This is a genomic window from Rhizobacter sp. P2_D12 (assembly GCF_056404395.1).
The window spans coordinates 1-17,175 of the sequence record NZ_JBFUEB010000122.1 but is presented as its reverse complement, the minus strand read 5'-3'; the positions used below and the strand labels follow the sequence as shown (position 1 = coordinate 17,175).

The 17,175-nt window shown below is 66.7% G+C and carries 15 protein-coding genes; 5 read left to right on the top strand and 10 right to left on the bottom strand.

Annotated features, from left to right (window positions below; all coding sequences use genetic code 11):
* Both AC1DYN_RS27680 and AC1DYN_RS27675 read right to left on the bottom strand, forming a co-directional pair.
* Positions 1–1,968: efflux RND transporter permease subunit (locus AC1DYN_RS27680; protein ID WP_477965136.1), on the bottom strand; the 1,968-nt coding region annotated here is incomplete at its 3' end.
* A 25-nt stretch (positions 1,969–1,993) separates the two neighbouring features.
* Positions 1,994–3,133, bottom strand: coding sequence for an efflux RND transporter periplasmic adaptor subunit (locus AC1DYN_RS27675; RefSeq protein ID WP_477965134.1), 1,140 nt, complete (start codon positions 3,131–3,133; stop codon positions 1,994–1,996).
* A gap of 149 nt (positions 3,134–3,282) precedes the next feature.
* Between AC1DYN_RS27675 and hpnD the strand changes: the two genes are divergently transcribed.
* Together hpnD and AC1DYN_RS27665 are read left to right on the top strand one after the other, a co-directional pair.
* Positions 3,283–4,131: a presqualene diphosphate synthase HpnD gene (gene hpnD, locus AC1DYN_RS27670; protein WP_477965132.1), complete on the top strand. Its 849-nt coding sequence runs from the start codon at positions 3,283–3,285 to the stop codon at positions 4,129–4,131.
* An 82-nt stretch (positions 4,132–4,213) separates the two neighbouring features.
* Positions 4,214–4,981, top strand: a complete 768-nt coding sequence (locus AC1DYN_RS27665) for an IclR family transcriptional regulator (protein ID WP_477965130.1) — start codon at positions 4,214–4,216, stop codon at positions 4,979–4,981.
* A gap of 9 nt (positions 4,982–4,990) precedes the next feature.
* Here AC1DYN_RS27665 and AC1DYN_RS27660 read toward each other — a convergent pair whose 3' ends face one another.
* The 8 genes from AC1DYN_RS27660 to AC1DYN_RS27625 all read right to left on the bottom strand — a co-directional run bounded on the left by AC1DYN_RS27660 (position 4,991) and on the right by AC1DYN_RS27625 (position 15,282).
* Positions 4,991–5,989 carry a fatty acid desaturase family protein gene (locus AC1DYN_RS27660; RefSeq protein ID WP_477965128.1) on the bottom strand — a complete coding sequence of 333 codons (999 nt, stop codon included), beginning with the start codon at positions 5,987–5,989 and terminating at the stop codon, positions 4,991–4,993.
* 113 nt (positions 5,990–6,102) lie between these two features.
* Positions 6,103–7,140, bottom strand: coding sequence for a D-alanyl-D-alanine endopeptidase (gene pbpG, locus AC1DYN_RS27655; RefSeq protein ID WP_477965126.1), 1,038 nt, complete (start codon positions 7,138–7,140; stop codon positions 6,103–6,105).
* Positions 7,141–7,283: 143 nt separating this feature from the next.
* Positions 7,284–8,825: a 2-isopropylmalate synthase gene (locus tag AC1DYN_RS27650; protein WP_477965124.1), complete on the bottom strand. Its 1,542-nt coding sequence runs from the start codon at positions 8,823–8,825 to the stop codon at positions 7,284–7,286.
* 33 nt (positions 8,826–8,858) lie between these two features.
* Entirely contained in the window at positions 8,859–10,556 is a 1,698-nt protein-coding gene (gene leuA, locus AC1DYN_RS27645) for a 2-isopropylmalate synthase (protein ID WP_477965122.1), read from the bottom strand.
* Between the two features lie 265 nt (positions 10,557–10,821).
* Positions 10,822–11,646, bottom strand: a complete 825-nt coding sequence (gene pssA, locus AC1DYN_RS27640) for a CDP-diacylglycerol--serine O-phosphatidyltransferase (protein ID WP_477965138.1) — start codon at positions 11,644–11,646, stop codon at positions 10,822–10,824.
* Between the two features lie 129 nt (positions 11,647–11,775).
* Complete coding sequence (ilvC, locus tag AC1DYN_RS27635) at positions 11,776–12,792, bottom strand: ketol-acid reductoisomerase (protein WP_047511841.1); 1,017 nt, start codon at positions 12,790–12,792, stop codon at positions 11,776–11,778.
* A 57-nt stretch (positions 12,793–12,849) separates the two neighbouring features.
* On the bottom strand, positions 12,850–13,341 hold the full coding sequence (ilvN, locus tag AC1DYN_RS27630; RefSeq protein ID WP_477965120.1) for an acetolactate synthase small subunit: 492 nt from the start codon (positions 13,339–13,341) through the stop codon (positions 12,850–12,852).
* Between the two features lie 159 nt (positions 13,342–13,500).
* Positions 13,501–15,282 (bottom strand): acetolactate synthase 3 catalytic subunit, encoded by a 1,782-nt coding sequence (locus AC1DYN_RS27625; RefSeq protein WP_477965118.1) that lies wholly within the window; start codon positions 15,280–15,282, stop codon positions 13,501–13,503.
* 255 nt (positions 15,283–15,537) lie between these two features.
* On the opposite strand from AC1DYN_RS27625, the gene AC1DYN_RS27620 reads away from it, so the two are divergent.
* The 3 genes from AC1DYN_RS27620 to AC1DYN_RS27610 form a co-directional block, all read left to right on the top strand.
* Positions 15,538–16,104: an RNA polymerase sigma factor gene (locus tag AC1DYN_RS27620; protein WP_477965116.1), complete on the top strand. Its 567-nt coding sequence runs from the start codon at positions 15,538–15,540 to the stop codon at positions 16,102–16,104.
* Positions 16,101–16,535: a DUF3619 family protein gene (locus AC1DYN_RS27615; protein WP_477965114.1), complete on the top strand. Its 435-nt coding sequence runs from the start codon at positions 16,101–16,103 to the stop codon at positions 16,533–16,535. Before AC1DYN_RS27620 ends, AC1DYN_RS27615 begins: the two co-directional genes overlap by 4 nt.
* Positions 16,532–17,175, top strand: a 644-nt coding sequence (locus tag AC1DYN_RS27610; RefSeq protein WP_477965112.1) for a DUF3106 domain-containing protein, incomplete at its 3' end; no start/stop codon positions are given. The genes AC1DYN_RS27615 and AC1DYN_RS27610, both read left to right, overlap by 4 nt.

The window sequence follows — 17,175 nt, the reverse complement described above, 5'->3', positions numbered from 1 at the left end:
CTTCAGGTCCTTCGGGATCAGGATCACCTGGCTCACGTTGGTCTGCGGGAAGATCTGGTCCAGCGGCAGGTAGAAGCGCGGCACGCCGCTGCCGACCCAGATCGACACGTCGACGACGCCCGGCTCCTTCAGCATGCGCGCCTCGAAGCGCTTGGCCAGTTCCTCGCTCGCCTGGATGGTCGCACCTTCGGGCAGCCACAGGTCGACCAGGATCTCGGGCCGGCTCGAATCGGGGAAGAACTGCTGCTGGACCTTGCCCATGCCGGCCAGGCCCAGCACGAAGGTGCCGATGGTCAGGCCGATGGTGATCCAGCGGTGCTTCACGCACCAGTTCACCGCGCCGCGAAAGCGCGTGTAGAACGGCGTGTCGAACAGCTCGTGCGCCTGCTCTCCCTCGTGCACCCTGGGCTTGCTGTGCAGCAGCTTGGCGCCGAGATAAGGCACGAAGTACACCGACACCACCCACGAGATCAGCAGCGCCGCGGTGGTCACCGCGAAGATCGCGAAGGTGTACTCGCCCACCGTCGACTTGGCCATGCCGATCGGCAGGAAGCCGGTGGCCGTGATCAGCGTGCCGGTCAGCATGGGCATCGCGGTGACGTCGTACGCGAAGGTCGCCGCGCGCATCTTGTCGTAGCCCTCTTCGAGCTTGCGCACCATCATCTCGACCGAGATGATCGCGTCGTCGACCAGCAGGCCGAGCGCGATGATCAGCGAGCCGAGCGAGATCTTGTGCAGCCCGACGCCCCAGTAGAACATCGTCACGAAGGTGATCGCGAGCACCAGCGGGATGGTGATGCCCACCACCAGGCCCGGCCACACGTCGATGCGCAGCGGCTTGGTGTGCAGGCCCAGGCTGATGAAGCTGACCGCGAGCACCACGACGATGGCCTCGATCAGCACGTGCACGAATTCACCCACCGAGGTGGTCACGGCCGACGGCTGGTCCTGGATCTGCGACAGCTCGATGCCGATCGGCAGCTCTTTCTGGATCTGCGTGACGCGCACCTTCAGCTGCTTGCCGAGCTCGATGATGTCGCCGCCCTTGGCCATCGAGATGCCCAGCGCGATGACCTCGTGGCCCTGGTGGCGCACCTTCACCGACGGCGGGTCGACGTAGTCGCGCTTGATGGTCGCGATGTCCGACAGGCGCAGCGTGCTGGCCTGGCCGGTGGTGGGGTTGGTGGCCCGGATCGGAAACGCCTTCAGCTCGTCGACCGAGTTGAACTGCCCGCCGACGCGCACCTGCAGGTTGTCGCTGCCGGCGTTCAGCACGCCGGCGCCTTCGACCGCGTTCTGCGCGCCCAGCTGCGAGATCACCTGGTTGAAGTCCAGCCCCAGCGAGGCCAGGCGCTTCTGCGAGATCTCGATGAAGATCTTCTCGGGCTGCGCACCGAACACCTGCACCTTGGCGACGTCGGGCACCTTCAGCAGCTTCTGGCGCACCTCTTCGGCACGCTGGCGCAGCTCTTCGTAGGTGAAGCCGTCGGCCGACAGCGAGAAGATCGAGCCGTAGACGTCGCCGAACTCGTCGTTGAAGACCGGGCCGATCACGCCGGATGGCAGCGTCGAGCGCATGTCGCCGATCTTCTTGCGCGTCTGGTACCAGACGTTGCCGACTTCCTTCGGCGGCGAGCTGTCCTTGATCTGGAAGATGGTCAGCGATTCGCCCGGCTTGGTGTAGCTGCGGATCTTGTCGGTGTAAGGCGCCTCCTGCAGCGTCTTCTCGATCTTGTCCGTCACCTGCTCGGCCATCTGCTGCGCGGTGGCGCCGGGCCAGAAGGCCTGCACGACCATCGCACGGAAGGTGAACGGCGGGTCTTCGTCCTGGCCCAGCTGGAAGTAGGCGACGAAGCCCAGCACCATCAGCACCACCATCAGGTAGCGCGTCAGCGGCTGGTGCTCCAGCGCCCAGCGGGAGATGTTGAAACGCGACGTCGGCGCGTCGTGGGTGTCTTGGCTGCTCATGCGGATGGCCTCGGCGCTCGGTGGCTCAACGGGACGCCGCGCTGGCGGGAGCCGCCAGTGCAGCCGGGTTCCCGCCTTGCGCCGTCGGCTCGACGTACAGCTTCACCTRCTGGCCGGGCGACAGCACGTGCACGCCCGCGGTGACGACCACCTGCCCGGGCGCCAGGCCACCGGCGACCACCACGGTGTTGCCGTCGGCACCAGCCACCTGGATCGGCTGCGCCTTGACGACCATCACGCCCTTGTCGTTCTTGTCGACCAACCACACGGCCGTGCGGCCCTGCAGCTCGGTCACGGCGGCAAGCGGCAGGCGCACGACGTTCGACTGCTGCGGCAGCTCGACCAGCACCGTCGCGGTCTGACCGAGCCGCGCCGGCAGCGCGCCGATGTCGGCCTTGATCTGGAAGGTGCGCGTCGTCACGTCGGCGGCGGCGGCCACCTCGCGGATCGAGGCCGTCACGGCCTGGTCGCTGCCCCACAGCTTCACTTTCAGCGCGCCGGGCTGGCGCGCCAGCGCACGCAGGTCGGTGACGTGGTCCTCGGGCACCGAGAACACCACGTCGCGCGGGCCGTCCTGCGCCAGCCGCACGACCGACGAACCGGCCGCCACCACCATGCCCGCCTCGGCGTCCACGCCGGTGATCACGCCGTTGGCATCGGCCACCAGCGAGGCATACGCCGCCTGGTTACCCTGCACGCCCGCCTGCGCACGCGCCTGGTCGAACTGGGCCTGGGCGGACTTCAGCGTGGTGTCGCGGCGCTCCAGCTCGGCCGAGCTGATGAAGCCCTGGTCGCGCAGGTCCTTGTAGCGCTTGTAGTCGGCGTTCGCGAGGTCGAGGTTGGTCTGCGCGGCCGACAGCGCGGCGCGTGCCGATTCCTGCGCCAGCTTCAGGTCCTGCGGATCCAGCTGCGCCAGCACCTGGCCCGCCTTCACCGTGTCGCCCACGTTGGCGAGCCGGCGCGTGATCTTGCCGCCGACCCGGAAGCCCAGGCGCGACTCGGTGCGGGCCTTGATCTCGGCGGCGTACTCGCGCGTGCCGCCGGCAGCGCCGTTGGCGACGGTCAGCGTCCGCACGGCGCGCACCGGCTCGGCGGCGGGTTCGGTCTTGGAGCAGGCAGCCAGCAGGGCCGCGCCGGCCAGGGCAATGAACAGCGTGGATCGCATCGGAATCCTCATCGGGAACGGAGTGGGAGACGTCAGTTAACGCGCAACTGACTGACCGGTCAGTAATGTATTCGGGTCAACCCAGGGTGTCAAACCATGTTGCAGGTCGGACGCAGCGACAATGCGCGCTGATCCGAGCCCACCCGACAATGACGCCCCAGCAATACGTGCAGGACAAGGCCGCCAAGAGCGGCTCGAGCTTCTACTACGCCTTCCTGTTCCTGCCGCCGCCGCGCCGCGCCGCGATCACGGCGTTCTACGCCTTTTGCCGCGAGGTGGACGACGTCGTCGACGAAGTGCAGGACCCGGGCGTCGCGGCCACCAAGCTCGCGTGGTGGCGCAAGGAGGCCGCGAGCGCCTTCGCCGGCACCGCCAGCCACCCGGTGATGCAGGCGCTGATGCCGCACGCGGCCGAGTTCGGCATCCGGCTCGACCACCTGAACGGCGTGATCGACGGCTGCCAGATGGATCTCGAGCAATCGCGCTACCTCGACTACCCCGGGCTGCAGCGCTACTGCCACCTGGTGGCGGGCATCGTCGGCGAGGTGGCGTCCAGCATCTTCGGCCGCACCTCCGAACAGACGTTGCAGTACGCCCACAAGCTGGGCCTCGCGATGCAGCTGACCAACATCATCCGCGACGTCGGCGACGATGCCCGCCGCGGGCGCATCTACCTCCCGATCTCCGAGCTGCAGCAGTTCGACGTCAAGGCGCACGAGCTGCTCAAGCGCACGGCCCCGTGGGGCTACAGCGAGCGCTTCACGGCCCTGATGCGCTTCCAGGCCGAGCGTGCCCACCGCTGCTACGACGAGGCCTTCGCGCTGTTGCCCGAGGCCGACCGCCAGGCGCAGAAACCCGGGCTGATGATGGCCAACATCTACCGCACGCTGCTGCGCGAGATCGAGGCCGGCGGTTTCCAGGTGCTGCACCAGCGGGTGTCGCTGACGCCGATCCGCAAGCTGTGGATCGCCGCGCGCACGCACTGGAAAGGCCGCTGAACCCTGGCGCAAAGCGGCACGGCACTGGTCAATGGAGTTTTCGCCATGCAAAATGGCGACCCACTGAACATGAGATGCCGCGATGAAAAGCAAAGAGGGTCAGACCCCCGCCATCCAGGTGCTGGAGCGCATGTTCTCGCTGCTCGACCTGCTGGCGTCGCACCAGGATCCGGTGTCGCTGAAGTTCATCAGCGAGCAGACCGGGCTGCACCCGTCGACCGCGCACCGCATCCTGAACGACCTGACCGTCGGCCGCTATGTGGATCGTCCGGAGGCCGGCAGCTACCGGCTGGGGATGCGGCTGCTGGAACTGGGCAACCTGGTGAAGGCGCGGCTGGACGTGCGCGACGCGGCGCTGGGCCCGATGCGCGAGCTGCACAAGCTGACGCACCAGCCGGTGAACCTGTCGATGCGCCAGGGCGACGAGATCGTCTACATCGAGCGAACCTACAGCGAGCGCTCGGGCATGCAGGTGGTGCGGGCGGTCGGCGGGCGTGCCCCGTTGCACCTGACCTCGGTGGGCAAGCTGTTCCTGGCCCATGACGACCCGCAACGCGTGCGCGCCTATGCCACCCGCACCGGCCTGGCCGGACACACGCGCAACAGCATCACCGAGGTCGCGACGCTGGAGCGCGAGCTGTCGAAGGTGCTGCAGTACGGCACCGCGCGCGACGATGAGGAACTGGAACTGGGCGTGCGCTGCATGGCCGCCGRCATCCTGGACGACCAGGGCAAGCTGGTGGCCGGCCTGTCGATCTCGGCGCCGGCGGACCGGCTGGAAGAAGGCTGGCTCGAGCGGCTGAAGGCCACGGCCTCGCAGATCTCGGCGGCACTGGGCCACCGCGGCTGACGCCAGCGTTCACGGTCCGCCACGTCCCAGCAGGAACGCCACGAACGCGCCCTGGCCGCGGAAGATCGCCGTCTCGTCGAGCTGTCCGGCCCGCTGGTAGATGCGGTGCAGCTTCGGCAGCTGCGAGAAGGACACGCCCGGGTGGAGATGGTGGTAGACGTGCATCGAGAAGTTGAGGTCCRGAAACAGCACGCGTTGCCACCAGGTCGGCAGGACCAAGGGCGTGACCTCGTGGACCGTCGCGCCTTCGACGTTGTACTCGTGCTCGATCAGCGCGATCCACCGCACGCCGACCTGCGTGATCGAGAGGAGCGGCACGACCCAGTAGACGAGGAACACCGTCCAGCCCTGTACGGCCGTGAGCGCCGCCGCAGAGGCGGCGTAGAAGGCGACGCGCAGCCAGCGCGGTGACGGATGAGGCCTGTCGAACGCCTGGATGCCCGTGCCCGCCTTGCCACGGATCAGCCGCAAGGTGTTCACTCCGGTGAGGTCGCGCGCCAGCAGGCCCATCCATCGCCTGACCCCGAGCGGCAGCATCCAGTCGGCCCCCGACTTGCGGATGAAATCCGGGTCCGCGCCGGTCATGAAGTGCCGGTGATGCGACAGGTGCACCCGGGCATAGGCTTCGACCGTGGTCGCGAAGAGCGGGTAGACCGCCAGCAGGTTGACCCACCAGTCACCGTACTTCCCGCGCCACCCCAGCCGGTGCACCTGCTCGTGCATCAGCAGGCCGAACACCACCTGCCGCACGCCGATCAGCGCGACGCACAGCAGCGTGACCGCACCCTGGTCGGCCAGGACGCCCACGGCCATGATGGCCGCGATCCAGGCCCAGTTGATCGCCAGCTCGATGGTGAAACGGCCGGGGCGAGGCCCGGACACGGCCCGGATGGCGGCTCGGTCCGCTGGCGACAAGCTGCCGGGACCACACAGCACGGCAGGCCGGAACAAGCGCCTTGCCCGAACGGGCGGCACGGTGCCGCCGTCAACCTGGATCGTCGTTGTCACGTGCCGTCCCCGTCGTGGAGCACCTGAGTGACGGCTCGGGGGACATGCGTTCCATGCCGCCGCTCAGCGGCATGGGATTGCGCGACGGTGGGTCGCGCGGGCCGCTTGCGGCCTCAGGAGGTCAGCTTCGGCGCCTCGTGCGCCACTGTCGCCGGCACGGCGGCCGGAACCGGTGCCAGCTGGTTGACCCAGCGGCGCACGCGCTCGGCGTCGCCGATGCGCGAATACTTGCCGGCCGAATCCAGGAACACCATGATCAGCTTGCGGCCGGCCAGCTTGGCCTGCATCACCAGGCAACGCCCGGCTTCGGAGATGTAGCCCGTCTTCTGCACGTTGATGTCCCACTCGGGGCTGCGCACCAGGCCGTTGGTGGTGTGGAAGGCCTGCATGCGGCGACCCACCATCACCTGGTATTCCGGCGAGGTCGACAGCTCGCTGATCAGCGGGCGGCTGCCGGCTTCCTTGACCAGCACCGCCAGGTCTTGCGCGCTCGACTGGTTGCGGCTCGACAGGCCGGTCGGCTCGACGTAGTGGGTGTCGTTCATGCCGAGTTCCTGCGCCTTGCGGTTCATCGCCGCGACGAAGGCATCGAGACCGCCGGGATAGTGGCGACCGAGCGCGTGGGCGGCACGGTTCTCGGACGACATCAGCGCCAGGTGCAGCATCTCTTCGCGCGTCAGCTGGGTACCGACGGCCAGGCGCGAGCGGCTGCCCTTCTCGGTGTCGATGTCATCCTGCGTGATCGTCAGCGTCTCGTCCAGCGGCAACTGCGCGTCGGTGACGACGACCGCGGTCATCAGCTTGGTCAGCGATGCGATCGGCAGCACCGCCTGCGGGTTCTTGCTGAACAGGATTTCGTTGGTGTCCTGGTCCATCACCAGGGCGACGCTGGATTTCAGCTCCAGCGCATCGGCCGTGCCGTGCAGGCCGGCGATCTGGCCGAACGAGGGGCGCGCCGGGACGTAGGCAACGGTGCGGATGCGCTTGCCGCTGCGGGCCTTGGCCTTCACCGACGTGGCCTTGGCGGTGGTGGCGACCTTGCGCTTGGCCGGCTTGACCGAGCCATCCGCGGCAACTGCGGCCAACGGGAGTGCAATTGCAGTGATCAACGTGATCAGACCACGAACCACCGTCGACACCGAAACTTGCATCATTTTTGCCACAACAACCCCTTGACAGCCGCTGGCGCGAGTGTAGGTGAAAGAAAAAAAGCGCGCAAGATCAAAAACTTACGCGCCCTTTCTCCATAGGTACCTTAGGGTTTGTCAGGTTTGTGACCGATTTGGCAACTTCCCTAACCCTGGGCGGCGACGCGCTCGCTCTTGCTGTGCAACTTGTTGAGGGCTGCGAGGTAAGCCTTGGCCGAAGCCACCACGATGTCCGGATCAGACCCGACTCCGTTGACGACGCGTCCACCATGTTGCAGCCGTACCGTCACCTCACCTTGAGATTCTGTGCTGCCCGAGGTGATGGCATTGACCGAATAGAGCAGCATTTCGGCGCCACTTTGGAGCTTGGACTCGATGGCCTTCAAACTGGCATCGACCGGGCCGTTGCCGTCGCTCTCGGCATGGTGCTCGACGGCACCGGCCGAGAACGCCACCTTGGCGTGCGGCCGCTCGCCCATCTCGGAGTGCTGCGACAGCGCCAGCAAGCGGAAATGCTCGCTCTCGGCCGTCACCGCCTCGTCCATCACCAGTGCGAGGATGTCCTCGTCGAAGATGTCGCTCTTGCGGTCGGCCAGTTCCTTGAACTTGGCGAACGCGGCATTCACCTCGGCCTCGGATTCCATCTGGATGCCGAGTTCCTGCAAGCGCTGCTTGAAGGCGTTGCGCCCCGACAGCTTGCCCAGCACGATCTTGTTGGCCGCCCAGCCCACGTCTTCGGCCCGCATGATCTCGTAGGTGTCGCGTGCCTTCAGCACGCCGTCCTGGTGGATGCCCGACGCATGCGCGAAGGCGTTCGCACCGACCACCGCCTTGTTCGGCTGCACGACGAAGCCGGTGGTCTGCGACACCAGGCGCGAGGCCGGCACGATCTGCGTCGCGTCGATGCCCAGGCTGAGGCCGAAGTAGTCGCGCCGCGTCTTCACCGCCATCACGATCTCTTCGAGCGAGCTGTTGCCGGCACGCTCGCCCAGCCCGTTGATCGTGCACTCGACCTGGCGCGCACCGCCGATCTTGACGCCGGCCAGCGAGTTGGCCACGGCCATGCCGAGGTCGTTGTGGCAGTGCACCGACCACACCGCCTTGTCGGCGTTCGGGATGCGTTGGCGCAGGTCGAGGATGAAGTTGCCGTACAGCTCGGGGATCGCGTAGCCGACGGTGTCGGGGATGTTGATCGTCGTCGCGCCTTCGGCGATCACCGCCTCGAGCACCCGGCACAGGAAGTCGGGGTCGGAGCGGTAGCCGTCTTCCGGCGAGAACTCGACGTCGCCGCTCAGGTTGCGCGCGAATCGCGTCGACAGCTTCGCCTGCTCGAACACCTGGTCCGGCGTCATGCGCAGCTTCTTCTCCATGTGCAGCGCGCTGGTGGCGAGGAACAGGTGGATGCGCGTCGACGCCCCGCCCTGCAGCGCCTCGGCCGCGCGCGAGATGTCGCGGTCGTTGGCGCGCGCCAGCGAGCACACCGTGCTGTCCTTCACCGCCTGCGCGATCGCCTTCACCGCCTCGAAATCGCCGTTCGAGGAGGCCGCGAAACCGGCTTCGATCACGTCGACCTTCAGCCGCTCGAGCTGCCGCGCGATGCGCAGCTTCTCGTCCTTGGTCATCGAGGCGCCGGGCGACTGCTCGCCGTCGCGCAAGGTGGTGTCGAAAATGATCAGTTTGTCGGTCATGGGTCGCTCCTCGGTTCGGGGTCTGGACGGATCTTAGGCGAGCTCGGCCGCCTTGAAGGCCAGCTCGCCGCGCCGCAGTGCGCGCTGCAGCCCCGACACGATGGCCTTCAACGATGCAGAGACGATGTTGGCGTCGATGCCGACGCCGAACAGCGTCGTCGCGTCGCCCACGCGCAGCTCCAGGTAGGCCGCGGCCCGCGCATCGGCTCCGCTGCCGATCGCGTGCTCGTGGTAGTCGAGCACGCGCACCGGCGCCGCCAGGTGCTGGTTCAGTGCGGTGACATAGGCGTCGATCGGGCCGGTGCCGTCGGCCTTCAGCAGCAGCGTGCGGTCGCCGACACGCACGGCGCCCGACAGGTGGACGGCCCCATCGGCCGCCGCGCTGATCACCGGGGCCTGCAGCCGCGAGACGCCCGGCTCGTCGAGCCCGTATTCGGCACGGAAGATCCGCCACAGGTCGGCCGCGCTCTGCTCCTTGCCGCTGTCGTCCATCACGCGCTGCACGACGCCGCTGAACTCGATCTGCAGCCGGCGCGGCAGCTCGACGCCGTACTCGGTCTCGAGCAGGTACGACACGCCGCCCTTGCCCGACTGGCTGTTGACGCGGATCACCGCGTCGTAGCTGCGGCCCAGGTCGGCCGGGTCGATCGGCAGGTAGGGCACGTCCCACATGTCGGTCGGCTGGCGCTGCGCGAAGGCCTTCTTGATCGCGTCCTGGTGCGAACCGGAGAACGAGGTGTAGACCAGCTCGCCGGCGTACGGGTGGCGGGGGTGAACCGGCAGCTGGTTGCAGTGCTCGACGCAGCGTCGCACCTCGTCGATGTCCGAGAAATCGAGGCCGGGCGAGATGCCTTGCGTGTACAGGTTCAGCGCGATGTTGACCAGGTCGACGTTGCCGGTGCGCTCGCCGTTGCCGAACAGGCAGCCTTCGATGCGGTCGGCACCCGCCATCAATGCCAGCTCGCCGGTTGCGGTGCCGGTGCCGCGATCGTTGTGCGGATGCACCGACAGCACGATCGCATCGCGGCGCGCCAGGTGGCGGTGCATCCACTCGACCATGTCGGCGAACACGTTCGGCGTGCAGCGCTCGATCGTGGTGGGCAGGTTGATGATGCACTTGCGTTCGGGGGTCGGTTGCCACACCGCGGTGACGGCATCGACCACCCGCTTCGCGAACGGCAGCTCGGTGTCGGAGAAGGTCTCCGGCGAGTATTCGAAGCGCCAGTCGGTGCCGGGTTGCTCGGCCGCGCAGGCGTTGAAGACGCGTGCATGCGAGGCGGCCAGCTCGACCACACCGTCCTCGTCCAGCCCGAGCACGACGCGGCGCATCCCCGGTGCGGTGGCGTTGTAGAGGTGCACGATCGCGCGGCGCGCACCCTTCAGCGATTCGAAGGTGCGGCGGATCAGCGGTTCGCGGGCCGGCGTCAGCACCTGGATCGTCACGTCCTCGGGAATCAGGTTGCGCTCGATCAGCAGCCGCACGAAGTCGAAATCGGTCTGCGATGCCGACGGGAAACCGACCTCGATCTCCTTGAAGCCGATGCGCAGCAGCATCTCGAACATGCGCAGCTTGCGCTGGGCATCCATCGGCTCGATCAAGGCCTGGTTGCCGTCGCGCAGGTCGGTGCTGAGCCAGATCGGCGCGTGCGTCAGCACGGCATCGGGCCAGCGGCGGTCCGGCAAGGCGACGGGTTGAAAGGCGCGGTACTTGGTGTGCGGTTGCTTCAGCATGGCGATCCCTTGAGAGTCGTGAGACGCAACCTGCACTCCAAAAAGCAAAACGGCCCGCTGCAGGTTGCAATCGGGCCGTTGAGACGAAAACGATGGACGTGAACGATCAGCGCACCCGGGGTACTCCTAGGTCTAGCGCTAGCGTGATCGCGTGGAAGAACGTCATGGGTGGCGAATGTAGCACGGCTCGGCCGGCGCCGAGCCGCCTCAAGCCGGCTGGCGCCCCCTCGGGGGGCAGGAGCGCAGCGACGTGGGGGCGGTCATCCTATCGGTGCAGGCCTTCTTCGTCGGGCTCGTCCATCGAGGTGGCGATCACGCTGACCGGCTTGCCCTTCACCCGCTTCCAGATGTAGACGCCATAGCCCGACAGCCCGTAGATCACGAACAGGCCGAAGAACACCAGCGGCGGATGCCAGGTGAACAGCGAGATGCCGAGTGCGATCGCGACGATCACGATGAAGGGCACCGAGCGCTTGAAGCTGACGTCCTTGAAGCTGTAGAACGGTGCGTTGGTCACCATCGTCAGGCCGGCGTACAGCGTGAAGGCGAACGCCATCCACACCAGCCACGGCCCCTCTTCGCTGACGATGAAGCCCTGGTCGTTCATCAGCCAGATGAAGCCCATCACCAGCGCCGCGGCCGCCGGGCTGGGCAGGCCCTGGAAGAAGCGCTTGTCGACGACTTTCAGGTTGGTGTTGAAGCGCGCCAGCCGCAGCGCGGCGCACGAGCAGTAGACGAAGGCCGCGATCCAGCCCGGTTTGCCCAGGTCCTTCAGCGCCCATTCGTAGACGATCAGCGCCGGTGCCGCGCCGAACGATACCATGTCGGACAGGCTGTCCATCTGCTCGCCGAACGCGCTCTGCGTGTTGGTCATGCGGGCCACGCGGCCGTCGAGGCTGTCGAGCACCATCGCGCAGAAGATGCCGATCGCCGACTGCTCGAACTGGCCGTTCATCGCCATCACGATGGCATAGAACCCGCCAAACAAGGCCGCCAGCGTGAACAGGTTAGGCAGGATGTAGATGCCCTTGCGGCGACGCCGCACCGGGAACTCGTCAGCCTCTGCCAGGGGTTGGTCGCCGTCGTGCACGTCGTCGCTCATGGGACAGGCCGGGACAGCCACGGAAAGGGAATGCTCATCGCGCGAGGATACCGCAGCACAGGCGTGAAAAAGGGCCGCATGCGCGTGCATGCGGCCCCTGCGTTTCGCTGGTGGCGATCAGTTCTTCGACTGGTCGACCAGGCGGTTCTTCTTGATCCACGGCATCATCGCGCGCAGCTGCTCGCCGACCACCTCGATCGGGTGCTCGGCCGTCAGGCGGCGGCGCGACAGCAGCGTCGGCGCACCGGCGCGGTTCTCGAGGATGAAGCTCTTCGCGTACTCGCCGGTCTGGATGTCCTTCAGCGCCTGGCGCATCGCTTGGCGGGTTTCATCGGTCACGATCTTCGGCCCGGTCACGTACTCGCCGTACTCGGCGTTGTTCGAGATCGAGTAGTTCATGTTGGCGATGCCGCCTTCGTAGATCAGGTCGACGATCAGCTTCAGCTCGTGCAGGCACTCGAAGTAGGCCATCTCGGGTGCGTAGCCAGCCTCGGTCAGCGTTTCGAAGCCGGCCTTGATCAGCTCGACCGCGCCACCGCACAGCACGGCCTGCTCGCCGAACAGGTCGGTCTCGGTCTCTTCGCGGAAGTTGGTCTCGATCACGCCGGCCTTGCCGCCGCCGTTGGCCGCCGCGTACGACAGCGCCAGGTCGCGCGCCTTGCCGGTCTTGTCGGCATAGACCGCGATCAGGTGCGGCACGCCGCCGCCCTGGGTGTAGGTGGAGCGCACGGTGTGGCCCGGCGCCTTCGGCGCGACCATCCAGACGTCGAGGTCGGCGCGCGGCACGACCTGGCCGTAGTGCACGTTGAAGCCGTGCGCGAACGCGAGCGATGCGCCCTGCTTGATGTGCGGCTCGACGTCGTTCTTGTAGACGGACGCGATCTGCTCGTCCGGCAGCAGGATCATCACCACGTCGGCGGCCTTCACCGCGTCGGCGATCTCCGCCACCTTCAGGCCGGCCTTCTCGGCCTTGGACCACGAGGCGCCACCCTTGCGCAGGCCGACCGTCACCTTGACGCCGCTGTCGTTCAGGTTCTGTGCATGCGCATGGCCTTGCGAGCCGTAGCCGATGATCGTGACGTTCTTGCCCTTCACCAGGCTCAGGTCAGCGTCCTTGTCGTAGTAAACCTTCATGGTCTTCTCCAGAAAAAATCAGTTCAGTCTTGCGGGTGAATGGATTGATCGAGACGATCAGACGCGCAGGATGCGCTCGCCGCGACCGATCCCGCTGGTGCCGGTGCGCACGGTTTCGAGGATGGCGGTGCGGTCGATGGCCTCGATGAAGGCATCGAGCTTGGACGCATCGCCCGTGAGTTCAATGGTGTAGCTCTTTTCGGTGACGTCGATGATGCGGCCGCGGAAGATGTCGGCCATGCGCTTCATCTCCTCGCGCTCCTTGCCGACGGCGCGCACCTTGATGAGCATCAGCTCGCGTTCGGTGTAGCTGCCCTCGGTCAGGTCGACCACCTTCACCACCTCGATCAGCCGGTTCAGGTGCTTGGTGATCTGCTCGATCACCTCGTCCGACCCGGTGGTCACGATGGTCATGCGCGACAGCGAGGCGTCCTCGGTCGGTGCGACCGTCAGGCTCTCGATGTTGTATCCGCGGGCGGAGAACAGCGCGACGACGCGCGACAGCGCGCCCGGCTCGTTCTCGAGCAACAAGGCAATGATGTGTTTCATGTTCGTTGGAGCGCGCTCTTCAGGCCGGCGGCGGTAACCGGCGCCCCTTGGCCACGCTTTGTCGATGAGTGAAGAAAGAATCGCCGAAGCCGTTGCTGCACCTCCCGCCGGCGGTCGGTGACGCGCGGTAACGCGCCACCCTAGCCGGCGTTCAGTGCATCACAGGTCTTCGGACCCCAGCAGCATCTCGCTGATGCCCTTGCCGGCCTGAACCATCGGCCAGACGTTCTCGGTCGGATCGGTGCGCACGTCGAGGAACACCGTGCGGTCCTTCAGCCTGATCGCCTCGCGCAGTGCCGGCTCCACGTCGGACGGCTTCTCGACCAGCAGGCCGACGTGGCCATAGGCCTCGGCCAGCTTGACGAAGTTGGGCAGCGCGTCCATGTAGCTGTGCGAATAGCGACCGCCGTAGTCGAGTTCCTGCCACTGCCGCACCATGCCCAGGTAGCGGTTGTTCAGCGACACGATCTTGACCGGCGTCTTGTACTGCAGGCAGGTCGACAGCTCCTGGATGCACATCTGGATCGAGCCTTCGCCGGTGATGCAGAAGACGTCGGATTCCGGCTTCGCGAGCTTGATCCCCATCGCATAAGGCAGCCCGACGCCCATCGTGCCCAGGCCACCGGAGTTGATCCAGCGGCGCGGCTCGTCGAAGCGGTAGAACTGCGCGGCCCACATCTGGTGCTGGCCGACGTCGGACGTGATGTAGGTGTCGCGGTCCTTGGTCAGGTTCCACAGTGTCTCGACGACGTACTGCGGCTTGATGACCTCGGTGCTGTTCTTGTAGCTCAGGCACTCGCGCTTGCGCCACTCGTTGATCTGACCCCACCAGGCCGACAGTGCCGGCACGTCGGGCTTGACCTGCGCCTCGCGGACCTGGGCGATCAGCTCCTGCAGCACGTCCTTCACGTCGCCGACGATCGGAATGTCGACCTTGACGCGCTTGGAGATCGACGACGGGTCGATGTCGATGTGGACGATCTTGCGTTCGACCGAGGCGAAGTGCTTCGGGTTGCCGATCACGCGGTCGTCGAAGCGCGCACCGACCGCCAGCAGGACGTCGCAGTTCTGCATCGTCATGTTGGCTTCGTAGGTGCCGTGCATGCCGAGCATGCCGAGGAACTTGGGGTCGCTGGACGGGAACGAGCCCAACCCCATCAGCGTGTTGGTGACCGGGTAGCCGAGCAGGTTGACCAGCTCGCGCAGTTCGGCCGACGCATTGCCCAGCACCACGCCGCCGCCGGTGTAGATGTAGGGGCGCTTCGCCGCCAGCAGCAGCTGCACGGCCTTGCGGATCTGCCCGCCGTGGCCCTTGCGCACCGGGTTGTACGAGCGCATCTCGACGCTCTGCGGGTAGTGGAACGGCGCGGTCTTCTGCGACACGTCCTTCGGGATGTCGACCACCACCGGGCCGGGACGGCCGGTGCGGGCGATGTGGAAGGCCTTCTTCAGCGTCAGCGCCAGGTCGCGCACGTCCTTCACCAGGAAGTTGTGCTTGACGATCGGGCGGGTGATGCCGACGGTGTCGCACTCCTGGAAGGCATCGAGGCCGATCGCCGGCGTCGGCACCTGGCCGGTGATGATCACCATCGGGATCGAGTCCATGTAGGCCGTCGCGATGCCGGTGACGGCATTCGTGACGCCCGGGCCGGACGTGACCAGCGCGACGCCGACGTTGCCGGTGGCGCGGGCATAGCCGTCGGCGGCATGGATGGCGGCCTGTTCGTGGCGCACCAGCACGTGCTCGATCGAGTCCTGCTTGTACAGCGCGTCGTAGATGTACAGAACGGCGCCGCCGGGGTAGCCCCAGAGGAACTTGACGTTCTCGGCCTGCAGGCAGCGGACCAGGATTTCCGAACCGTTGGGCTCGGCGGAATGGGAGGAAGGGGGGTGCGGTTGTGCCGAAGCGGCACGCTTGATTTCCGCGGCAGACATGTCCATGTTGAACCTTTGTGAATTTCTCTGACGAAAAACCATCGGTGCACCTTTCCGCGCCCTCGTGAGGCGGGTGTGGTACCTGCGCGGTCAGAACCTGCGGCGCCCGGGGTCGGATCGCCGAGTTAAGACCAGAATGTTGTGCAAAGGTGGATTATGGCATCGCTTGGGTGCCCGGATGCCGCCAAACATGTCATGCCCACACCCGGTGAGATAATCCGCCCGGTTTTGACAGGCCCGCCGGCCTGAGGCGCATCCCCCTTGGCATCCGAAAAAGAACTTTCCGATTTCCTCAAGAGCGTCGAGAAGCGCGCCTTCAAGCGCGTGGTGTACGCCGTTCGGGACGACGATGCCGCCCTCGACATCGTCCAGGATTCGATGATCCGGCTGGCCGACAAGTACATCGACCGCCCGGCGGAGGAGTTGCCGCTGGTCTTCCAGCGCATCCTGTCGAACGCGACGATGGACTATTTCCGGCGTCAGAAGGTCCGCAATGCCGTCGTGCGCAATTTCTCCGACTTCGAATCCGCGAGCGATGACGGGGATTTCGATTTGCTGGAAACTCTGGCGACACAAAGCGACTCCACCGCGACCGAGAGTGCGTCCGACTCGGTCTCCCGGGCGCAGATCCTGCTTGCCATCGAGGCGCAGGTGGAACAGCTTCCAACGCGTCAACGGGAAGCCTTCCTGCTGCGTTACTGGGAGGAACTCGATGTTGCCGAGACAGCCGCTGTCATGGGTTGCTCGGAAGGAAGCGTGAAGACCCATTGCTCGCGTGCCGTGCATGCTCTGGCCAACGCCCTCAAGTCGAAGGGAATCGAACTATGAACAGCCGCCACACCAACGCACCGCACTCCCTGGCCGAACTGGACGCCCTGCAGACCCGCTTCGCACTGCGCGTCGCAGCCCGCCTGACCGAACAATCCCAAGCCGCCTCGCCCGACGTTTCCGAGCGCCTGCGCTTCGCGCGTGAACAGGCGCTGGCCCGGGCCCGCACCCGGCTGGCCGCCGAAACTGCCGGCACCGTCTCCCGCTCAGGCCCCTCGCTGGCCCTGCTCGGGGGCTGGGGCGTCAAGATCGCGTCGGTGCTGCCGCTGCTCGCACTGGCCGCCGGCCTGATCGTGATCCAGCGCTGGCACAGCAGCACGCAGATCTCGGCCGCCGCTGAAATCGACGCCAGCCTGCTGGCCGACGACGTGCCGCCGGACGCCTACAGCGATCCCGGCTTCGTGGAATTCCTGAAAACCCCCCGCGATTGAACGAGGCGCTCGTGACTCGACGCCTTGACGAGGATCCGACAGCCTCCGGACTGCGACGCGCCGTCGCTCCGCTGGTGATCGGCGCGTTGCTGGCCTTTTGCGGCGCGGTCTGGTCGCAGCAAGCGGCCAAGCCGGCGCCCCCCGAAAGCCCGGCCTGGGCCCAGCTGACGCCCGCCCAGCAGACGGCGCTGCGCCCGCTGCAACGCGAATGGAGCAGCATCGACGCACCCCAGCGTCGCAAATGGATCGAAATGTCCGGGCGCTTCCACTCGCTGCCGCCGGCCGAGCAGGAGCGCGTGCAATCGCGCATGACCGAATGGGCCAAGCTGAGCCCCAAGGAGCGCGCCGAGGCGCGCCAGAATTTCAAGGAGGCCCAGCAGGTCGCGCCGCAGGACCGCAAGTCGCAATGGGAAGCCTACAAGGCCCTGCCGCCCGACCAGCGCAAGCAGCTGGCCGAGCGCGCCCAGCACAATGCCCCGGCCGCCAAGGGGGGCAAGGATGACAGCCCGTCCGAGAACAAGTCCAGCATCGTCCCCAACAACGCCTACGCCGCGCGGCCGAAGGCCGTGGCGCCGACGGTGACCCAGGCCCAGCCCGGGGCGACGACCAACCTGATCTCCAAGCGCCCCACCCCGCCGGC